The sequence below is a fragment of the Pseudomonas sp. P97.38 genome, assembly GCF_001269745.1.
Lineage (GTDB): Bacteria > Pseudomonadota > Gammaproteobacteria > Pseudomonadales > Pseudomonadaceae > Aquipseudomonas > Aquipseudomonas chlororaphis_E.
The window spans coordinates 329125-347037 of sequence record NZ_LHVJ01000014.1 but is presented as its reverse complement, the minus strand read 5'-3'; the positions used below and the strand labels follow the sequence as shown (position 1 = coordinate 347037).

The 17913-nt window shown below is 61.2% G+C and carries 17 protein-coding genes and 1 tRNA gene; 7 read left to right on the top strand and 11 right to left on the bottom strand.

Translation table 11 applies throughout. The features are described 5' to 3' along the window. Nucleotides 1–85: 85 nt before the first annotated feature. Nucleotides 86–1144: an alpha/beta fold hydrolase gene (locus AD664_RS09975; RefSeq protein ID WP_053146199.1), complete on the top strand. Its 1059-nt coding sequence runs from the start codon at nt 86–88 to the stop codon at nt 1142–1144. 138 nt (nt 1145–1282) lie between these two features. Continuing rightward, the gene (locus AD664_RS09970; protein WP_053146197.1) at nt 1283–2098 is read left to right on the top strand and encodes a DUF1206 domain-containing protein; all 816 of its coding nucleotides are present in this window, start codon (nt 1283–1285) and stop codon (nt 2096–2098) included. Nucleotides 2099–2105: 7 nt separating this feature from the next. Here the strand turns inward: AD664_RS09970 and AD664_RS09965 are convergent, their stop codons facing one another. Next, nucleotides 2106–2597 carry a nuclear transport factor 2 family protein gene (locus AD664_RS09965; protein WP_371260953.1) on the bottom strand — a complete coding sequence of 164 codons (492 nt, stop codon included), beginning with the start codon at nt 2595–2597 and terminating at the stop codon, nt 2106–2108. A 396-nt stretch (nt 2598–2993) separates the two neighbouring features. Here AD664_RS09965 and AD664_RS09960 point away from each other — a divergent pair, with 396 nt between their 5' ends. Beyond that, nucleotides 2994–4646 (top strand): hypothetical protein, encoded by a 1653-nt coding sequence (locus AD664_RS09960; RefSeq protein ID WP_053146326.1) that lies wholly within the window; start codon nt 2994–2996, stop codon nt 4644–4646. Between the two features lie 162 nt (nt 4647–4808). Here AD664_RS09960 and AD664_RS09955 read toward each other — a convergent pair. Then, a tRNA-Ser gene (locus tag AD664_RS09955) sits at nt 4809–4898 on the bottom strand. A gap of 307 nt (nt 4899–5205) precedes the next feature. Here AD664_RS09955 and AD664_RS09950 point away from each other — a divergent pair. The 3 genes from AD664_RS09950 (at nt 5206) to AD664_RS09940 (ending at nt 7971) form a co-directional block, all read left to right on the top strand. Then, entirely contained in the window at nt 5206–5895 is a 690-nt protein-coding gene (locus AD664_RS09950; RefSeq protein WP_053146192.1) for a crotonase/enoyl-CoA hydratase family protein, read from the top strand. Nucleotides 5896–6143: 248 nt separating this feature from the next. Then, nucleotides 6144–6866 (top strand): 1-acylglycerol-3-phosphate O-acyltransferase, encoded by a 723-nt coding sequence (locus AD664_RS09945; protein WP_053146190.1) that lies wholly within the window; start codon nt 6144–6146, stop codon nt 6864–6866. Nucleotides 6867–6999: 133 nt separating this feature from the next. Then, nucleotides 7000–7971, top strand: coding sequence for a magnesium and cobalt transport protein CorA (locus AD664_RS09940; protein ID WP_053146188.1), 972 nt, complete (start codon nt 7000–7002; stop codon nt 7969–7971). A 102-nt stretch (nt 7972–8073) separates the two neighbouring features. Here the strand turns inward: AD664_RS09940 and AD664_RS09935 are convergent, their stop codons facing one another. From AD664_RS09935 to AD664_RS09925, 3 genes are all read right to left on the bottom strand, one after another. Beyond that, complete coding sequence (locus tag AD664_RS09935; RefSeq protein ID WP_053146186.1) at nt 8074–8805, bottom strand: amidotransferase; 732 nt, start codon at nt 8803–8805, stop codon at nt 8074–8076. 88 nt (nt 8806–8893) lie between these two features. Further along, nucleotides 8894–11038 (bottom strand): 3-hydroxyacyl-CoA dehydrogenase NAD-binding domain-containing protein, encoded by a 2145-nt coding sequence (locus tag AD664_RS09930; protein WP_053146184.1) that lies wholly within the window; start codon nt 11036–11038, stop codon nt 8894–8896. 24 nt (nt 11039–11062) lie between these two features. After that, the gene (locus AD664_RS09925) at nt 11063–12268 is read right to left on the bottom strand and encodes an acetyl-CoA C-acetyltransferase (RefSeq protein ID WP_047736408.1); all 1206 of its coding nucleotides are present in this window, start codon (nt 12266–12268) and stop codon (nt 11063–11065) included. Nucleotides 12269–12864: 596 nt separating this feature from the next. Between AD664_RS09925 and AD664_RS09920 the strand changes: the two genes are divergently transcribed. Beyond that, the gene (locus tag AD664_RS09920; protein WP_053146182.1) at nt 12865–13671 is read left to right on the top strand and encodes a cytochrome c; all 807 of its coding nucleotides are present in this window, start codon (nt 12865–12867) and stop codon (nt 13669–13671) included. 110 nt (nt 13672–13781) lie between these two features. Here AD664_RS09920 and AD664_RS09915 read toward each other — a convergent pair whose 3' ends face one another. From AD664_RS09915 to AD664_RS09890, 6 genes are all read right to left on the bottom strand, one after another. Next, nucleotides 13782–14123 (bottom strand): ribonuclease E inhibitor RraB, encoded by a 342-nt coding sequence (locus tag AD664_RS09915; RefSeq protein WP_042732242.1) that lies wholly within the window; start codon nt 14121–14123, stop codon nt 13782–13784. Between the two features lie 200 nt (nt 14124–14323). Continuing rightward, nucleotides 14324–14560 carry a hypothetical protein gene (locus tag AD664_RS09910; RefSeq protein ID WP_042732241.1) on the bottom strand — a complete coding sequence of 79 codons (237 nt, stop codon included), beginning with the start codon at nt 14558–14560 and terminating at the stop codon, nt 14324–14326. Nucleotides 14561–14698: 138 nt separating this feature from the next. After that, nucleotides 14699–15307 carry an START domain-containing protein gene (locus AD664_RS09905; RefSeq protein ID WP_042732240.1) on the bottom strand — a complete coding sequence of 203 codons (609 nt, stop codon included), beginning with the start codon at nt 15305–15307 and terminating at the stop codon, nt 14699–14701. 48 nt (nt 15308–15355) lie between these two features. After that, nucleotides 15356–15610: a YkgJ family cysteine cluster protein gene (locus tag AD664_RS09900; RefSeq protein WP_042732239.1), complete on the bottom strand. Its 255-nt coding sequence runs from the start codon at nt 15608–15610 to the stop codon at nt 15356–15358. Nucleotides 15611–15755: 145 nt separating this feature from the next. Beyond that, nucleotides 15756–16229 (bottom strand): hypothetical protein, encoded by a 474-nt coding sequence (locus AD664_RS09895; protein ID WP_053146181.1) that lies wholly within the window; start codon nt 16227–16229, stop codon nt 15756–15758. Between the two features lie 86 nt (nt 16230–16315). Further along, entirely contained in the window at nt 16316–17758 is a 1443-nt protein-coding gene (locus AD664_RS09890) for a PLP-dependent aminotransferase family protein (protein ID WP_014339472.1), read from the bottom strand. Nucleotides 17759–17913: the final 155 nt, after the last annotated feature.

Below are 17913 nucleotides of genomic sequence, written 5' to 3'. Positions count from 1 at the left end.
GATACCTCGTCGCGTTCAAATGTCTCCACGGTTTGAAGGGGTTCGACCAGCACCCCTGGCCACGACACGCGACGGAGGCATCACCATGAACAAGGCATTGCAGCACAGCACACCCCAGCGTCACCTGCTCGGCTCATCGATTCTGGCGCTCGCCCTGTTCGGCGCTTTCGGCGCAGCCAACGCGCAATCGGCAACCGCGGCGCAGCCCGCCTCGACCGAAGCGAGCGCTCCCCAGGCAACGCCCTCGCCCTTCGGCCCGCTGAAGCATGTAAAGGCCGGCTTGCTGAACGTGGCGTATGCCGAGACAGGCCCGGCGGATGGGCCGGTGGTGATCCTCCTGCACGGCTGGCCCTACGATATTCACAGTTATGACCAGGTCGCTCCCCTGCTAGCCGCCAAGGGCTATCGGGTGTTGATGCCGTATGCCCGAGGCTATGGCGATACGCAGTTCCTGTCTGCCACCACGCTGCGCAACGGCCAGCCGGCCGCGCTGGCCAGCGATGTCATCGATTTCATGGATGCACTGAAGATCCCGCAAGCCGTGCTGGGCGGCTACGATTGGGGCGCACGCTCGGCGGACATCGTTTCGGCGCTGTGGCCGGAACGGGTCAAGGCGCTGGTGTCGGTCAGCGGCTACCTGATCGGCAACCAGGCGGCCGGCCAGAACCCGCTGCCGCCCAAGGCCGAGTTGCAGTGGTGGTATCAGTTCTATTTCGCCACCGATCGCGGCCGCGCCGGGTATGCGAAGAACACCCACGATTTCGCCAAGTTGATCTGGCAAACCGCTTCGCCGAAGTGGACGTTCGACGACGCCACGTTCGACCGCAGCGCCAAGGCCTTGGAAAACCCCGACCATGTCGACATCACCGTCTTCAACTACCGCTGGCGCCTCGGGCTGGTCAAGGGTGAAGCCCGCTACGAGGCACTGGAGCAGAAACTGGCCACGGCGCCGGCCATTAGCGTGCCGACCATCACCCTGGAGGGCGATGCCAACGGCGCACCGCACCCGGCGCCCGAGGACTATGCCAAGCGCTTCACCGGCAAATACGAGTTCCGGTTGATCAACGGCGGCATCGGCCACAACCTGCCGCAGGAAGACCCGCAGGCCTTCGCCAAGGCCGTGATCGATGCCGATCATCTGTGAGGCCAGGCCGAACGTCGGGGAAAACAGCGCCGGGTAGCGCCTGAGGCACCCGGCGCTGGGGTTTCGCCCGCAACGCCAATCGAACCCCTCGCAACACCATGGGTCTGCTCCTGTATCACGTCTACGGAATCGCAACCCATGTCCCCACACCAGAGCCTGGTTTTGCTGGCCCGCGGTGGCTATGCCGCTCGTGGCGTCATCTACCTGATCATCGGCCTGTTCGCCCTGCTCGCCACCAAAGACTCAAGCAACCCGAAAGACAGTCACAAGAGCCTGGAAGCGTTGCTGAGCCAACCTTTCGGCCACGCGCTGGTGGGACTGGTGGTGGCAGGGTTGCTCGCTTTCGCCGGCTGGCGCGTGTTGCAAGCCACCCGCGATGTCGACCACCACGGCCACGACCTCAAGGGCTGGGTCATTCGTGCAGGCTTGTTCGCAGGAGGCCTGGTCAACGGTGCGCTGGCATTCTTCGCATTGAGCCTGCTCATCAGCGGCCTCAGGCGTTCGAGCGGCTCCGGCGGTGATCATACCCCCGACCTGCTCGCCCGCCTGCTGTCCTGGGACCACTCGAACCTGTTGATCTACCTCATCGCCCTGGTGCCGCTGGGCGTAGGCATCGCGCACATCATCAAGGGCTGGAAAGCATCGTTCGAAAAGTACTTTGAAGCTGACGAAGACGTCATGCGTTACGTGCGCCCCGTGTCGCGCTTTGGCCTGATCGCGCGCGGTGTGGTCTTCATCGAGATCGCCCTGTTGTTGCTGGTCAGCGGCTCGGCCTACCAGGCCATGGACCCACCGGGGATGAAAGAGGCCCTCAATGCGCTCCAGAACCTGCCGGCCGGCGGTATAGCCCTGATGGTGATGGCCTTGGGCTTGATCGCTTTTTCGGTCTACAGCTTTTCCGAAGCCGCCTGGCGCAAGATCAACATGGACGTGCCTGGAGTGCCGGACACCTGACACTGGCTTATTGCTGTGCAGGTTCCACGCGACGCATAAGATCGTTCAGCGCATACGTGTCGAGAAAAGCCTTTACCTCGGTGATCTGCCCCTGCGTGAATGTCATGTGCCATAGGTACGTGTTGTTGTAGGGTTTACGATCCAGTGCGGTTGCCTGGCCGCTCCACAGCACGACCACAACGTCGTCTTCGGCAACAATGCTTTGAACGGTGGGCGAAATAGGCGTCGCCAACCGAGCACTGATCGGCCGTACGGCTTGTTCCATTAAATCGGCCTTGCTCTTGTACACGCCCGACACAGGACTGGATCCGGCGACCGTCCATGTGACATTGGGCGCCAATAGATCGAACACGGTGCCTTTGCCTTGCTGCCAGTTCGTGAATGCCTGGCGCAGCCGATCTGCATTGGCGTTTTCCGACGCCCAGGCTGAGCTCATTGAAAGAGCCAGCGATAGTGCGATCGCTAGAGGGCGCAAAGCCGAACTCATCCGAGTGGTCATGTTGTTCTCCCAACAATGCCGTTGATAGGAAGTCGCAGGAAAACCTTAACGGCATGCGCCGGGCCCCTGTAGCTCGATACTGTTGCGTATTTGCCTGATGCTGCCTGGCGATGAGTGCTGGCGCGATTGGAGACCGGACACAACGTTGCCGACCTCAAGCCAGCTGTCGCCGATTCATCGAAGCCCGCAAGGGGTTTCTCGGCCAAACCGTTCAAGTGGAATAAAACCGCTCTCCTTTGGAACGTTTCTTCCGTCATCGCCACTCAGGGCAAGGATGTCGCCGCTCATAGCGTCCAGATCGAGATGTGTCGGGGCGGGGGAATGATGGCGGGTGGGCGCGTAGGCCACCGAAGTCATTTGCATGCTTCTATCTGCCGATCACCAGAGGGTAATGCCATGGATACGATTAATGTGAGTGCAAACCGCGAGATGACGCGTGTACCTGATGAGCTACAGCCCGATGCAGCGCCACCGGTCTCCCACTCTCCCAACCTCGGCCCTACCGGGCTGGCGATGAGCAGCCGGCTTCAAGACCATTTCGAGGCTCACCTGGAGAGAGATGCCGACTCCGGCCACCCCCTTGCCGCGACCGCAAGCCCCCACAACAGGGAGCTGAACGCGATTCGCGATGACCGTGCAGAGCGGTTAGAGGCGAAGGGCTATAACGTCCATGACATGGAGAAGGTGGAAAAAAACGCGGCCAGAGCCGACAGATTGTTTGCATCAATAAAGTCGGGGATGGGGGGGACGCCCTTTGCAGCGCTTACCGAGGCAGGTAATTTCAGCCCGTCCATCCTTCAGGTAGGGGGCCAGCATGCCAATACCGTACGCCAAGCGGCGATAGAGAACGCTATGTCATGCTTGTATGCCGGTATGGCTGATGCTGCCGGCAACAAGATGATTGCAGGCCTCAAGCCGGGTTACTACCTTAAGCCCGATAGCCAAACACTGCACCCGGCGCTTCAAGCGTCAGTGGCGCAAAAGCTGCTGGCCTTGGACAAAGGCCCATTGCGCAACGCCTTCGACGAAGCCAATAAGTGGCTCGTGGGGTTTGCCGTCCGTAATACTGCAATGTACGCATCGACGCTGGCCATGACGGCTGCTGGCCGAGAGGAGCTGGATGCAGTCCTGCAGCCCGCCCTACGCCCCGTCACGGCTATCCTCGTGGGCATGGCAATTGAGCATTACGCTGTGAGCCGCGATCGCACGAACCATTTGGCCGAGCCGGCAATGCTCTATGGTCGTCGAGATGCTGTACCGCAGGGGCAGCCTCATAAGCCTCTTGATCAAGAGACCGAATGGCTGGATGACTTCGAGACTTTAAAGGATCTCGATGCCACCGCCCTGGTCAAGATGGTCTCCGCGCGGCTTGGTGAAGGCTCGGCTACGGCGCTGAATGCAATCATCAGCGGCGACGCCCTGAAAGAGATCCTGGACCCGGTCAGTGTCCTGGGAAATGGCCTCCTGACTGGGGGATTTTCTGCGATGGGCGCGGCAACAACCGCCACGGCCAACTTGGCCAAGTCCAGGCAACTGGGAGCAATGGCCGCTACCGCTGCCTCGGAGGGGGTAAAAAACGTATTGGGTACTCTGGCTTTCGGGCTGTGGGCAGCCGGCGCTTCGCTAGGTGGCTCATTACCGAAAAAAGCCACCGAGGCTGTCGATGCCCATGTACCCAAAGCAGTAGAAGGGAGCGCAGATGCCGTGGGCAGAGTGGCCGTCAAAGGCGGTGAGCTTGCACTCAAGACATCGCTCAGCGGCGCCAAGTTTGCCAAAGAGGTCGCTGTTTCAGGGGCCAGCCACACCAAAAGTGCAGTTCAAGCGGCAGGGGATGGAGTCATCAGCGCCGCTGGCGTCATTGGCTCCACCTCCCAATCGGCTTGGGACAAAAGCATTGGAGCGCTGCGGCAACGCACGGTGGCCTCCTCCCAAGGCCCAGCCGTTCAAGGTCAGAACATACCCCTGCAGCCGCTCGCCGCTGCGCAGACCCCAGCAACGTCCTCAGCGCCCACACGCCCCGCCGCCCAGGATGATGGCGACATTGTGTAAGGTCCGCTGGCGCCTTTAGTTCCGAGGGGAAAGCACGGATATGGACCGCCTCGGCTTGGCGCGAACAGGGTCGTTTGGTTCCAGATCGCTTTTTTCCAGACGCCAAAAACCACAAACCCCCGACTTTCTCTAGGAAAATCGGGGGTTTGTGTTTGTAGAATTTGGCGGTGAAGGAGAGATTCGAACTCTCGATACAGTTTCCTGTATACACACTTTCCAGGCGTGCTCCTTAAGCCACTCGGACACTTCACCGTGTCTCGGCAAACTGTTCAGTCTGTCGAGGCGCGCTAATGTAGTCGAAAGGCTTTCCGATGGCAAAGGTTTTTTTCAGAATTTTCATGCGGTTAAGGTGTTCGGGCGTTTCAAACGCGTCGGAACATGGCAAACCGGCCAATCTCCGGGTGTGCGTGGGGGCGAGGCCAGGGATGAAGGTAAGGCCGGATGGGCAGGCCAGAGGGTTTGTCGATGTCAGGGTTGACCGGTGAGTCAGTCACGGCGCTTTACCTGACCTGCGGCGGTGGGTAACGTCTGCCTCACTTCTCTTACAAGGAATAGCGTGATGAGCGACCTGATTGGCTACCATCTCGAAGACGGTATCGCGACCCTGACCTTGAACAACGGCAAGGTGAATGCCATCTCGCCCGATGTGATTGTCGCGTTCAACGCTGCGCTGGATCAGGCGACGGTGGATCGGGCGGTGGTGATCATCACCGGGCAACCGGGGATCCTGTCCGGTGGCTATGACCTGAAGGTCATGACGGCCGGCCCCCAGCAAGCGGTGAGCCTGGTCACGGCCGGTTCGACGCTGGCCCGTCGCCTGTTATCGCACCCCTTCCCTGTAGTCGTCGCGTGCCCGGGGCATGCCGTGGCCAAGGGCGCGTTCCTGCTGCTGTCGGCGGACTACCGCATTGGCGTGGACGGACCGTTCAGCATCGGCCTGAATGAAGTGCAGATCGGCATGACCATGCACCACGCCGGTATCGAGCTGGCCCGTGACCGCTTGCGCAAGTCGGCCTTTCACCGCTCGGTGATCAACGCCGAGATGTTCAACCCGCAGGACGCGGTGGGTGCGGGCTTCCTCGACAAGGTGGTGTCGGCGCAGGACCTGCAAGAAGCCGCGCTGGAGGCGGCGCGTCAGTTGAAGAAACTCAACATGACCGCCCACAAGAACACCAAGTTGAAGGTGCGCAAGGCGCTGTTGGAGACACTGGACAGTGCGATCCTGCAGGATCAGGAACACTTGGGTTAACCCCTTCCACCAGCCAACATGGCTGGATCAACCCCGTGGCGAAGGATCATGCGCCTTCGCCACGGTCCTCTGTCGACTTTTCCCACCTGCCCTGTTTAAAAATCAGCGACCGGCTTAGCCTGTTTCCGCCATGCCTGCGGGGAGCGTTCCCCGTGAACGTCGTCCATCTCCTACCTCTATAGGGACAATTGCCGAAAACAGTGCACAACCGTACACTGCGCCCACTTTTGTCCCAACAGGGCCTGTAGATGCTGTTTGTACTGCGTATGTTGTTGATGGGACTGCATTTTGTCCTGGCAGGTGTGCTGGGGTTGATCCTTGGTATCTGCCGGCCGTTCAACCCGGACAACAGCCGTCTGTGCGCCCGGCTGTACGCGCTGCCGGCGATGTGGATCCTGCGCCTGCGGGTCAGGGCCGACGTCACCTCGTTGATGGATAAACCCCCGAGCTGCGTGATCATCGCTAATCATCAATCCAACTATGACCTGTTCGTGTTCGGCAACGTGGTGCCGCACCGTACCGTGTGCATCGGCAAGAAGAGCCTGAAGTGGGTGCCGCTGTTCGGGCAGTTGTTCTGGTTGGCCGGCAACGTGTTGATCGACCGTGGCAATGCCATCAGGGCACGCCGGGCGATGCTGACCACCACCCATACGCTGCAACATGAGGACACCTCGATCTGGGTGTTCCCGGAAGGCACACGCAACCTCGGGGCCGACCTGCTGCCGTTCAAGAAAGGTGCCTTTCAAATGGCCATCGCGGCCGGGGTGCCGATTGTCCCGGTGTGCGTGAGCAACTACGTCAAGCACATGCACCTCAATCGCTGGCGCAGCGGTGACATCTTCATACGCTCACTACCGGCAATTCCTACAGCCGGGCTGAGTATGGATGACATGCCCCAGCTCATCGCGCAGTGCCGTGAACAGATGCGCGAGTGCATCGCCTCGCTGGACCGGCAAGCGCAAACCGCTTGAGTGCAAACCCGCCTGATGGCGGGTTTTCTTTTGCCCGCGGAAACTCGGCAGATTTTGCTGACTCTCAAATGACAGCGCACGCTAAGCTGGACGTTGCGTGCCACTGCCATTTTCCAAGAAGTGAACCATCACCATGGGTAGAGTCGTTGCTGCTGCGGTATACAGCGCCGGTAAGAAAGTCACCAATATCACCCTCGACGAAGGCAGCGCCTGGGCTGCGAAACCTGGCCATTTTGTCTGGATCGGTCTGGAAGAACCCAGCGCCCAGGAGCTGAACAACTTGCAACGCCAGTTCAACCTGCACGAACTGGCCATTGAAGATGCGATGGAAAAGCACAGCCGCCCCAAGCTGGAAACCTTCGGCGATGCCCTGTTCATCGTGACCTATTCGCCGATTCGCAAGGACGGCAAGCTGCAGTTCATCGAGACGCATATCTTTGCCGGCAAGGGCTACATCATCACCGCCCGCAACGGCCACTCGGCGTCCTACGCTCACGTCCGACAACGCTGTGAGGCGCGTCCACTTCTGCTGGAGCACGGGGAAGATTTCGTGCTCTATGCCATCCTCGATTTCGTGATTGAAAACTACCAGCCGGTGGGCGAAGCCATTCATGCCGAGATCGATGAACTGGAGCACCACGTGCTGTGCAGCGCCTTGAACGAGCGGGACATCCAGAACCTGCACAGCCTGCGCCGTGACGTGTTGCGCCTGCGTCGTTATGCGGCGCCGATGGTGGAGATCAGCGAAGAGTTGCAGAAGCTCAACTTTCCGTTCATCGACAAGAACATGCGCCCATACTTCCGCGACGTACAGATTCACGTCACGCGGCAGATGGAGGACCTGACGACCCTGGCGGACATCGCCAGCCAGACCATTGAAGTCGGTGTGCTGCTCGAAGCGTCACGCCAGAGCGTGGTCCAGCGCAAGTTCGCGGCGTGGGCGGCGATCCTGGCGTTTCCGACGGCGGTGGCCGGGATCTACGGAATGAATTTCCAGGACATGCCGGAGTTGAGCTGGCACTACGGCTACTTCACGGTGCTGGGGGTGATTACCATTGGGTGCACGGCGTTGTGGGCCAGCTTCAAGCGGTCGGGTTGGCTGTAGCGGTTCAGCCCGCGGCGCGGGGATTGGGCCGACCTCTTCGCGAGCAGGCTCACTGCCACAGTGACTGGCGGTGACTGTGGCACTTGGGTCAGCCCAATGGCATCAACCCTGGGTCGCAGCCTCAGGCTTGTGGGCGACGAAGCGCATCATCCACTCTGCCACGGTCGTGCCATGGTGCTCCTGGTCGAGGCTGGCCACACCCTGGCTGTAGACCTGCTCGCCCAAGTGCTGCTGACGAAGGTCCAGCAAGGCACGGGAGTAATCGTGGATGAATTCCGGATGCCCCTGGAAGCACAACACCTGGTCGTTGATGTGGTAGGCGGCGTACGGGCAGAAATCACTCGAAGCGATCACGGTGGCGTTTTCGGGCAATTCGGTGACCTGGTCCTGGTGGCTGATCAGCAGCGTGAGTTCTTCCTTCACCGGGCTCATCCACGGCGCCTTGGCGGCGAGTTTGTAGCGATGGGTACCGACACCCCAGCCCTGGGTGGCGCGCTCGGTCTTGCCGCCCAGCAGCAAGGCCAGCAATTGATGACCAAAGCACACACCGAGCAGCTTGTCGCCACGCTGGTAACGGTCCAGCAGGTAGGTCTTGAGGGTTTGAATCCAAGGGTCGGTGCCAAAGGAGTCGGCCTTGCTGCCGGTCACCAAATAAGCGTCGAACTGTTCGCTATCGTCGGGGTAATGCCCCTCCATCACGTTGTACACGATAAATTGCGCCGCGATGGGCTGCTGTGAAAACAGCCGCTGGAACATCTGCCCGTACCCTTGGTATTGGTCGACCAGTTCCGGACGCAGGATATCGGTTTCCAGAATGCAGATGCGTAACGACATAAAAAATACCTGACACGTGATGGGAATATTGCACACCCCCAAGAGCCTGCCCTGAAACACGGTCCCAAGGCAAGCCCCTCACGGCGTGTCAGAACGGTTCCTGGCGGTCGGCTTTTTCCAGCAGCAGGGCCGGCGGCGAGAAGCGCTCACCGTACTGCTCGGCGAGGTATTGGGCGCGAGCGACGAAATCCGGCAAGCCGTACTGATTGATGAACTGCAAGGCGCCGCCGGTCCAGGCCGCAAAGCCGATGCCGAAGATCGAGCCGACGTTGGCATCGGCGGTCGACGTGAGCACACCTTCCTCCACGCAACGCACGGTTTCCAAGGCTTGGATAAACAGCAGGCGATCGCGGACATCCTGCGGTGAAATCTGCCCGCCGGCTTGCTCGAAGCGGCTCTTGAGACCCGGCCAGAGATGCTTCGACCCGGTGGTCGGGTAATCATAGAAACCACCGCCCGCGGCCTTGCCCGGTCGCTTGTATTCGTTGAGCAGCACGTCGATCACGGCGAAGGCCGGGTGTTCGCTCGGTGCTGTCCCTTCGGTCCGCAGGTCCTTGGCGGTTTGCACGCGGATATGGCTCATCAGGCTGAGGGACACTTCGTCAGAGACCGCCAGGGGACCGACCGGCATCCCGGCCTTGCGCGCCTCGGTCTCGATCATCGGCGCGCTCACACCTTCGCCGAGCATGGCGATGCCCTCGCTGGTATAGGTGCCGAACACCCGGGAGGTAAAGAAGCCGCGGCTGTCGTTGACCACGATCGGCGTCTTGTTGATCTGCAGGACAAAGTCGAAGGCCCGCGCCAAGGTTTCATCGCCGGTGCGTGCCCCCTTGATGATCTCCACCAGAGGCATTTTCTCCACCGGGCTGAAGAAATGCAGGCCGATGAACCGGCTCGGGTCAGGCACCGCCGTGGCCAGGCCGGTGATGGGCAAGGTCGAGGTGTTGGAAGCGATCACCGCCTCAGGCCCCGCCACGGCCTGGGCGGCCGCCGACACCTGGGCCTTCAGGGCGCGGTCCTCGAACACCGCCTCGATGATCAGGTCGCAACCGGCCAGGTCCGCGTCGCTGCCGGTGGCGTGGATCCGCGCCAGCGTAGCGTCGCGCTGCTCGACAGTGAGCTGGCCGCGGGCGATCTTCTTGTCCAGCAGCGCCGCCGAACGGGCCTTGCCCTTTTGCGCTGCGGCCAGGTCGACATCCTTGAGCACCACGTCGATACCGGCCACGGCGCTGACGTAGGCAATGCCGGCGCCCATCATGCCGGCCCCCAGGACGCCGACCTTCTTGGTCAGATAGGGCGCAAAACCGTGTGGGCGAGAGCCGCCCGCCTTGATCTCGTTGAGCTGGAACCAGAAGGTCCCGATCAGGTTCTTGGCCACCTGGCCGGTGACCAATTCAGTGAAATAGCGGGTTTCGATCAGGTGGGCGGTGTTTAAATCCACCTGGGCCCCTTCCACGGCCGCGCAAAGGATCTTTTCCGGTGCAGGCAGGCAGCCCTGGGTCTTGTTACGCAGGATCGAAGGCATGATCGCCAGCATCTGCGCCATTTTCGGCTCGGTCGGCGTGCCACCTGGAATCCGGTAGCCCTTCACGTCCCATGGCTGGGCCACGCTGGGGTTGGCCAGGATCCAGGCCCGGGCCTTGGCCAACAGCTCGTCACGGTCTGCCGCCAGCGCGTCGATCAATCCTGCCTGCAACGCCTGTTGCGGGCGAACCTTCTTGCCTTCCAGCAGATACGGCAACGCCTGCTCCAGGCCGAGCAGACGGACCATGCGCACCACCCCGCCGCCGCCCGGCAACAGGCCGAGGGTGACTTCCGGCAGGCCGATCTGCACTGACGGATGATCCAGCGCCACCCGATGATGGCAAGCCAGGCAGATCTCCCAACCACCCCCCAGCGCCGCCCCGTTGATCGCCGCCACTACGGGTTTGCCGAGGGTTTCCAGGGTGCGCAATTGCGCCTTGAGATCCAGGACGCTGGCGTAGAACGCCTGGGCCTCGGGCTTGCCGACCTTGATCAGCTCGTTGAGGTCGCCACCAGCAAAAAAGGTTTTCTTGGCCGAGGTGATGATCACGCCGGCAATTGACGCCTTCTCGGCGATCAGACGGGACAGGCAGGCCGCCATGGCCTCCCGGTACGCCGCATTCATGGTGTTGGCGCTCTGGCCCGGCAGGTCGAGGGTCAGGACGACGATCCGGTCGGCGCCGGTTTCGTAACGGATGGCATCGGTCATGAAAAGTGTTCCTTGAAGTCGGGCTCAGAGGCGTTCGATGACGGTGGCAATGCCCATCCCGCCGCCGACACACAGGGTCGCCAGGCCATAACGCAGGCGCCGTGCCTCCAATTCATCGAGCAAGGTGCCGAGGATCGCGCACCCGGTGGCGCCCAACGGATGCCCCAAGGCAATGGAGCCGCCATTGACGTTGACCTTGGCAGGGTCGATGGCCATGTCCTTGATGAACTTGAGCACCACCGAGGCGAAGGCTTCGTTGACTTCGAACAGGTCGATGTCCTCCACCCGCAACCCGGCCTTGACCAAGGCCTTGCGGGTGGCCGGGGCCGGGCCGGTGAGCATGATGGTCGGGTCGGTGCTGGTGACGGCCGTGGCGACGATGCGCGCCCGCGGTTGCAGGCCCATTGCCCGCCCCTTGGCTTCGGAGCCGATCAACATCGCCGCCGCACCGTCGACGATGCCGGAACTGTTGCCCGGCGTGTGCACATGGTGGATGCGCTCGACATGGCTGTAGACCCGCAGCGCGGTGCCGTCGAACCCCATCTGGCCCATGGCTTCGAAACTCGGCTTGAGCTGGCCCAGGCCTTCGAGCGTGGAGTCGGCACGAATGAATTCATCATGGTCCAGCAGCACAATGCCGTTCTGGTCCCGTACCGCCACCAGGGACTTGTCGAACGCCCCCTCAGCCCGGGCCCGCGCCGCCTTTTGCTGGGAATGCAGCGCATAGGCATCGACCGCCTCGCGGCTGAAACCTTCGAGCGTGGCGATCAGGTCGGCGCCAATCCCCTGGGGAATGAAATGACCGTGCAGGTTGGATTGCGGGTCCAGAGCCCACGCGCCGCCATCGCTGCCCATGGGCACCCGGGACATCGATTCGACGCCGCCCGCCACCACCAGGTCCTCGAACCCGGAGCGCACCTTCATGGCCGCCAGGTTCACCGCTTCCAGGCCGGAGGCGCAGAACCGGTTGAGCTGCACACCCGCAACGCTGACATCCCAGTCGGCCACCAACGCGGCGGTCTTGGCGATGTCGGCGCCCTGCTCGCCCACCGGCGTCACGCATCCGAGCACAATGTCGTCGACCTGGCTGGTGTCCAGGTCCATGCGTTGCTGCAAGGCGCCGAGCAAGCCGCCCATCAGGTTCACTGGCTTGACGCTGTGCAATGCACCGTCGGCCTTGCCCTTGCCACGGGGTGTACGCACGGCATCGAAAATCAAAGCTTGGGTCATGACGTCCTCGGGGCATAATGCGAGGTCTTCACCATAAGCCCAACGGCGTCGGATTCAATGACCGCAGCGCTCAATGACGTTGACGGCCACGCTCAGACGAACGGTAGCGAGCTATCGGGTTAACCGTTTCAGGAGAGCGAGCTGTCTAGCCAAAGGGCCTTCAAGAAGGTGGCAATAGGCCTCATGCCGTTTTAATAGATAAAATACAGCCATTGATACGAATTGGATCTAAGCCAAGCCGGCTGCGGCCCCTAATGTAATCCTTGTACAAGAAAGTCGTCGGGTTTTGCCGAGGCACTTGTCAAACAGGAAGTGCAACGCCAGCCGTCATGGAGATGCAGGCTGGCCTCAGGAAATAACAATAAAGGCGGGTCAGCCATGTTCAAACATTCGAAAGTTCGTCAAGCCGGGCTCATTCTCTTTGCCACGACGCTGCTGTTGATCTTGCCGAACATCACCAAGGTGATCGGCTGAGTCGTACGCGCGCCGCCTGCATCCAGACATCTGCATCACCAAAAAAGTAGCGGGGCTCGTTGTTCGGGTCGGGGTGGCTGTGCCAATCTTTGCGGCCCCCCTCGACACGGAAGGCGCCCCCCTTGAAAGCTCTCCTCATGATCGGGGCGCTGCTGCTCAGCACGCCCTTGTATGCCGCGCAGTTGGTGCTGGACCTCGGCGCGAATGCGCGCACCTGGCAAACCGAGGCCTTGCTCAAGCACCCAGAAGCCCGGACGATCCGGATCGCTGAGGACGTTTCCTACAAGAAGCCGATGACATATCGCGCCGTGCCGCTGGCGGCGCTGTTAACGGGGGTGCAGTCAAGCGATCATCTTCAGGCCGTTGCCCTGGATGGCTTCGCGGCAGAAATGCCCGCCGCGCCGCTGCTCGCACGCCACGGTGCGCGAGCCTGGCTCGCGATCGAAGACCCGGCCAGCCCATGGCCACCGCTGAGTGAAGGCAAGTCCAGCGCCGGACCTTTCTACCTGGTCTGGACGGATCCCCAGGCGGGCCCCATCAGCCCCGAGCAATGGCCCTACGCGGTCGCCACCATCAAGCGCTTGCCGGCGGTGGCCGAACGCTTCCCTGCCCTGCTGCCGGCCGCCAGCCTGGCCAAGGACGACCCGGTCAACAAAGGTTTCGAACTGTTCCAGAAGCATTGCCTGGCGTGCCATCGACTCAACGGCGCAGGCGACGCGCAATTCGGGCCGGACCTGAACATCCCCTTCAATCCGACCGAGTACTTCTCCGGCGATTTCCTCAAGCGCTACATCCGTGACCCGCAAGGCCTGCGCCGCTGGCCCCAGGGCAAGATGCCGGGGTTTTCGGCGGCGGTGCTGCCGGATTCGGAACTGGACCTGCTGGTGGGCTACCTCAAGCACATGGCGGGGCGCAAGCAACCCCAATGAACCTGGCGCGGGTGGGTCGTGCTCGACAGCGGTTGCGAGGCCAGCCTGGCCCGCACATGAAAACGGCCGACCTCAAGGTCAGCCGTTGTTCGGGTTACGCCGGTGGGCGATCAGCCCTGCAGGCGTCGGATCTCCTGCTTGACTCCCCACCCCTCGATGACGCCGCCCAAAGGTTCGACGACGGCCTCGAAATCTTGCTCGAAGTCGCCAATGTCATCGTAGGTGGCGTACATCACCCGGCTCAACTCCAACGACCATGCCCCGTCGTCCCGGGCACTGACCTGCGCGTTCAACGACTCGCCCCGAAATTGACCTGCCGCCCTGCGCGCCCGCTCCTCGTCCGGGAAAATGGCGTAGAACTCGATGGGATGGAATCGGGAAAAATCGAAACCGCCTTCTTTCATGCGGCGCAACACGTGGGTGCTGATGTCTTCTTGATAGGCTGTGCTCATGAAACGTCCTCCTAACAGATGGATAGACTTTCCGTCTTCCCGTGCGTGCCACCCGGAGGTTTCAGGCGATACGGCATCAAATTGCCGTCGGGACACAAGCATGTAGCTGACAAGACCGGATCTTGGCGATCCTTTCGCTGATCTCAATTGCAGAGTAGCTTCAAGTGATGGCCACTGCCAAGCGAGGCCAGCCAACGATTTCATGAAATCGATTTGATGCTGATGATTTCAATACTGTGCTGGGACTTGAGATTCTTGACCGTTGGGTCTTCGGTGCGCCCTTCCAGATCGTTGAGGTCCAGCTTTGCGGGCACCGGCAGCAGTTTTTCGCGAATCAATTGCGCCGCCTGCTCCATCGTGGGCTCCTGTTCATAGTCGAACTGCTCGGCGATGGCTTCGCCATGATCATCCACGAAAGTGATTTCCCACTTTTGCATCGGTGTCTCCTTGATCAATTCAGGGCCGGGATTACCTTTATCTCGACATTGAGGGCTGAACAATCGTTCCACCAGGCCGGTGGACGGCACACATGAAAAGACCGCCACGTGGGCGGTCTCGCGAGGCTCATGCGGCGATTATTTTTCGGCGCGGTCCCTCAGGGCTTTCAAGGTGTTGAACGGCGCATCCACCACGAACTTGTTCGCCAGCCAGGACGGTACATCGCCTCCAGGCTCGGTGTGGACCTGATAGGTCACCTCGATCTGGTCGGCGCCCTTGGGCGCGAACTTCCAGTAGCCGTCGACCTGGGTGACGCGCACGAAGCCCTTTTCTTCCGGCAGGTAGGTCGGCACGCCCTTGAGCTTGCGGGTCAGGCTGCCATCGGCGCCTTCTTCGGTGGTGACTTCCAGCACCGAGTCCCGGGACGTCACCGGCCATGGCGTGTTGAACTGGGTGTAGGTCCAGCTCTGATTGCCTTCGTGCTTGAGCAGCTTCTGGCTCTTGCATTCATGAATCCACGCACAGGCACCCGGCACGTCTTCCTGCAGGGCGCGCAGCTTGGCCATGGTGGTTTTCATCACGGTCACGCCGCGATAGGCCTTGTACTTGGAGCCGGCCACTTCGCTGAGCGAAACCTTGATGCCGTCCTGCTCCTTGGCGACCTGCCAGTCTTCCGCCTGAGCGGTTGCGGTTGCCATCAACACGGTCAACCCACACAACATGGCCATACGATGCAGCGAACCCATGGTTTTTTTCCTTATTGTTCGTTCATTTGAATTGCGCACAGTGCCCCATTACGCCGCCGTGACTTGCTCCCACCAGTCGATCAGGCGGATGGCTTCTTCACGGCTGCTGCCGCACACCTCGATGTCGGCCTGGAACCCCGAGCACACGGCCGGACGCTGCGGCTGACCGAAAATCAGGCACAGATTATCGACCGACAACTGCACGCAACGTTCTCCCGCCGGCTTGCCGTCGGGCATGCCAGGGATGGGCGAACTGATGGAAGGGGCGATGCAGCAGGCGCCACAGCCTTCACGGCATTTCATGCGACGACATCCTCACGGCGGTAATGGTTGGTAACAAACACAGAGTAACGGCTAAAACACCTGTTTTAAATTACTGGCTGCGTGTTTTTTTGACCAAGGCACACATGACCGATCGGTCAGCGACGAACTGCATGATGGCACCGGTTTATTGCTTGAACTCGAAGTCCAGTGCCGCGCCCTCCAACTCACTGCGCTCGGGGTTGCGCAGGGGCAGTTGCATCTCGTTGCTCAACAGACGGCCATTGAGTTGGAAGGGGCCGGGCTTCTGGCCGAACATGGACGGCAACAGCGGCTCATGCTTGGGCGTCACCACCTTGCCCGGCGGCTGCAACGCCTCGACCATGTCGTGGGGCAGGCTCAAGTCCAGCTTGGCGGGCGGCAACGGGGTCTTGGCGACCTCACGGGCGGATTTGCTCTTGGACGCGATGGGCGCGCGTTTTTTCTTCGTCGCGGTGGGTTTCTTCGCCGGGGCTTTCTTGGTCACGGCGGGTTTCTTCGAGGCATCTCGGGTGGCGCTGGCGGCCGGTTTGTCCTGCGCCGAAGCCGCCATGACACCTCCCGCCTGAAACGCGGCGAGCAGGCCGATCAAAACCCAGGCAGCAGGAGCAATGGCTTTCATAACACACAACGGCAATAACGGCAGAGGCCCCCATGCTCGCCTGATAATGAGGCGCTGACAAGCACATCAGGCTAAGGTGCTGATTCCTATAAAAACCCGTTGGCGGTCTCTTGGCACAGTTGGGTGGCCAATAGCCCCAGTGTCATCAAGGCCCGCTCTGCCTCGCGGTTCCACGGCGTACCACAGTTCAGGCGAATACAATGGTTGAACTGCTCGGTGTTACTGAAGATCAGCCCCGGCGCAATACTGATGCCCTGCTGCAATGCCCGGACGTGCAGCTCTTGGGTGTTGACCCGGCCCGGCAGGCTGACCCACAGAATGAAACCGCCGGTGGGACGGCTCATCTGGGTGCCTTCGGGGAAGTACTGCTGCACCGCCAACTGGAAAGCACTGAGGTTCTTTCGGTACTCCTGGCGGATGTAGCGCAGGTGGCGGTCATACCCGCCATTTTCCAGGTACGCCGCGATGCCCATCTGCGTGACGCTGCATGCCGAATGAGTGCTGAAGGTCTGCAAGCGCTGGATTTCCTGCTGGAACTTGCCGGCGATCATCCAACCGATGCGCACGCCCGGCGACAACGTCTTGGAAAAACTCGAACAATAGATGACCCGGTCCAGCCGGTCGTAGGCCTTGAGCGCCTTGGTCCGTCCCTGCTCGAACATCAGTTCGCCGTAGATATCGTCTTCGACGATCTGAATGTCGAAGTCCGATGCCAGGCGCAACAATTGTTTCTGCCGCTCCTCGGGCATGGTGCCGCCCAACGGGTTGCTCAGGCGCGTGGTAAGCACCAGCGCCTTGATCGACCATTGGTTGGCCGCCAGTTGCAGGGCTTCAAGGCTCATGCCGGTGACCGGGTCGCTGGGGATCTCGATGACCTTGAGGCCCAGCAAGTCGGCCAGTTGCAACAGGCCATAGTAGGTCGGCGACTCGGCGGCGATCAGGTCCCCCGGTCGGGTCAGTACCCGCAAGGACATCTGCAAGGCATCGACGCAACCGTGGGTGATCACCACTTCGGAGGGGTCCACCACCACGCCGGCATCGCGCATGCGAATCGCCACCTGGCGTCGCAACGGCTCGAAGCCCGGGCTGAACATGTAGCTGAAGGCCCGTGGGCTGTGGAAACGCGTGACCTTCGCCAACTGCTGATGCAACGCCCGCACCGGCAAGTAGTCGACGCTCGGCACCGCCGCTCCCAAGGGAAACACCCCCTCGCGGCGCGATTCGACCAGTACCTGCTGGATGATGCTGCTGCGCGTCACCAGCCCCGGCCGCTCTACTCGGGCGATGTCCGGCGTCGGCGCCGTCAGGGCCGGCGTCTGGTGCACGTAGTAACCCGATTGCGGCCGCGCGCGAATCAACCCCTGGTCTTCAAGGTTCGCGTAGGCCTGCAATACCGTGGCGTGGCTGACATTGAGCTGCGAGCTCATCTTGCGCACCGACGGCACGCGCTCCCCGGGCTGGTACACACCGCGCCGGATGTCTTCAGCCAGCTGTTGAGCAATACGTTGATAGAGCAGAAGGTTGGTCATGACGCAGCACTCGATTTCACGGGCATTTTATTCTTGTCGGAAACGATACCGGAACAGTTTAGAAGTGTACTGGGACAGTTGCCAGATTACTCGACCGTACAGTGCAGTGACAGCCCCAACTGTACTCATTGCCCCGATTCACTGGCAAAAAAAAC